General features: G+C 72.4%; 2 protein-coding genes and 2 pseudogenes. 2 read left to right on the top strand and 2 right to left on the bottom strand.

Features of this window, described 5'->3' with window-relative positions:
* Positions 1-346, top strand: a pseudogene (locus O3Q52_RS52125) (MFS transporter); the annotation flags it as partial.
* A 167-nt stretch (positions 347-513) separates the two neighbouring features.
* On the opposite strand, the gene O3Q52_RS52120 reads toward O3Q52_RS52125, so the two are convergent.
* A complete protein-coding gene (locus tag O3Q52_RS52120) occupies positions 514-1497 on the bottom strand; it encodes an aldo/keto reductase (protein ID WP_269655400.1) in 984 nt (327 codons plus the stop codon).
* A 61-nt stretch (positions 1498-1558) separates the two neighbouring features.
* A complete protein-coding gene (locus O3Q52_RS52115) occupies positions 1559-1918 on the bottom strand; it encodes a hypothetical protein (RefSeq protein WP_269655399.1) in 360 nt (119 codons plus the stop codon).
* 155 nt (positions 1919-2073) lie between these two features.
* Between O3Q52_RS52115 and O3Q52_RS52110 the strand changes: the two are divergent.
* Positions 2074-2267 (top strand): annotated as a pseudogene (locus O3Q52_RS52110) (stress protein); the annotation flags it as partial.

The raw sequence follows: 2267 nt of genomic DNA, 5'->3' as shown, positions 1-2267 counted from the left end.
CGCGAGCGCGCTGCTCGTCGCCGTGGCGGCCGCGCTGCTGGCCGTGCCGGCCGGCAGCCCCGCACTCGTCTACGCCGCGGTGGCGCTGTGGGGGCTCGGCTGGGGAGGCGCCCCCACCCTGTTGCAGACGGCCGTGACCGACGCGGGCGGCGACTCCGCGGACGCCGGGCAGGCCGCGCTCGTCACGCTGTGGAACGCGGCGATGGCCGGCGGCGGGGTGGCCGGAGGCGTCCTGCTCGACCGCCTCGGCACGGGTTCGCTCCCGTGGAGCGTGCTTTTGCTGCTGATTCCGGTGGTGGTTGTGGTGGGCCGGGCCCAGGGGTTCCCTGCAGGGGGCGAGCGGTAGTTCTGAGGCTGCGGGCCGTCCGTGGCTTGTCGCGCAGTTCGCCGCGCCCCTTACAGGGCGGGGCCTGCCGGACGCACCCCTCAGGGGCGCGGGGAACTGCGCGCTCAGCCGAGGACCACCCGCAGACAACAGTCCGTGCTCAGCCTGGGACTAGCAGCCGACGGCAGTCACCAGCGGCCTTCCACCTGCTCCTTGACGCGCCGGTCGTACAGGTCGGAGATCGCGGCCAGCGTCTCCGCGGAAAGCGGCGACAGCTTGCCGGCCGCCGCGTTCGCGCGGGCCTGCTCGGGCGAACGGGCGCCGGGGATGACCGTGGTCACGCCGGGCTGCTGGACGATCCAGGCCAGCGCCAGCTGGGCCGGAGTGACGCCCTCGGGGGCAAGCGCGGAGAACTCGGCGGCAGCCTCGACACCGGTGGCGTAGTCGACGCCGGAGAACGTCTCGCCCTGGTCGAAGGCCTCACCGTGGCGGTTGAACGTACGGTGGTCGTTCTCCGCGAAGACCGTGTCCTTCGTGTACTTGCCGGAGAGCAGCCCGGAGGCGAGCGGCACGCGGGCGATGATGCCGACGCCGGCCTCCCGCGCCGCGGGCAGGACCCGCTGGAGGGGCTTCATGCGGAACGGGTTGAGGATGATCTGGACGCTGGCCACACCCGGCCGGGCGATCGCGGTCAGCGCCTCGTCACAGGTCTCGACGCTCACGCCGTACGCGGCGATCCGCTCCTCCTCGACCAGGGTGTCGAGGGCGTCGAACACCTCGTCCGACGAGTAGACGGGGGTCGGCGGGCAGTGCAGCTGAACCAGGTCGATGCGGTCGACGCCGAGGTTGCGGCGCGAACGGTCGTTCCAGGCGCGGAAGTTGTCGAGTACGTAGTTCTCGGGGACCTGGTCGACCCGGCGGCCCATCTTGGTCGCGACCAGCACATGCAGGTCGGGCCTGCTCTGCACGAAGGTGGCGATGGTCTCCTCGCTGCGCCCGTCCCCGTACACGTCGGCCGTGTCGAAGAACGTCACGCCCGACTCGGCGGCGGCCTCCAGGACCGCGAGGGCTTCCTTGTCGTCCACGTCGCCCCAGTCGGCACCGAGTTGCCATGTGCCGAGTCCCACGACCGATGCCTGCTGTCCTGACCTGCCGAATACGCGCTCATCCATGGGGGCAGTCTGGCACCCGTTCCCGGATTCCTCGGACTCAGCCCCCGTGCGGCGGACCCGTTCAGGCGACGGCCGCGGTGAGGTCGGCCTCGGTCCACAGCCGGCGGTTGGCCTCGGTGTTCAGGGCGCGGCGCGTGATGCGGGCGGTGATGGTCGGGCCGACCAGCCCGAACCTGCCGCCCGGGCCGTAGTACGCGCCCGCCGTCGCCTCGGGGCTCGTGGCGGCGTACAGCAGCGGTTCGGCGCCCTCCTCGACCTGCTGCTTGGGAAGGATGTCGATCGAGGTGAACCGCGCGCGCTTCGGCGTCTCACTGCCGAGGCCGGCACCGGCGGTCTGGAGGTTGGTCACGGCGTAGCGGCGGCCCTCCCACCGGAGGTCGTCGAAGGCGATACGGCCGAAGTTCGAGACGCCACCGCTCATGGTCGCCGCGCGGGGCGCCGGTGCAGCGAGCAGGGCGGGCGGCAGGCTGACAGAAGCGGGGGCCGGGGCTCAGGAACCCGCGCGCACCCGTGGGACGTTGTCCGTGCAGCGCCCCTCGGGGCGGGCACAGTGACCAGCACCCGACAGGCGGCACGATGAGCGAGTTGGTTCCCGGCGGCAATCTGCCCCTGCCCGGCGGCACCCTGACCTTGCATGTGCCCGGTCCGTTCGACGTGTCCGCGCCCATCACGGACGACAGCGGCAAGGTGCGCGGCGACGGCGACTTCGTGTTCTACAACCAGCCGACCGCACCCGGCGCGCGGCTGCACGGCGAGACGCTCACCGTGGA

Source organism: Streptomyces sp. ActVer (genome assembly GCF_027270795.1).
GTDB classification, from domain to species: Bacteria; Actinomycetota; Actinomycetes; order Streptomycetales; family Streptomycetaceae; genus Streptomyces; species Streptomyces umbrinus_A.
Note: the sequence above shows the minus strand (reverse complement) of the source record. Positions and strands in the feature narration are given on the sequence as shown.

What these genes read in the sequence shown, in the direction of transcription:
- O3Q52_RS52120 (WP_269655400.1), bottom strand. Translation starts at nt 1,497, where the DNA reads ATGGATGAGCGCGTATTCGGCAGGTCAGGACAGCAGGCATCGGTCGTG.
- O3Q52_RS52115 (WP_269655399.1), bottom strand. Translation starts at nt 1,918, where the DNA reads ATGAGCGGTGGCGTCTCGAACTTCGGCCGTATCGCCTTCGACGACCTC.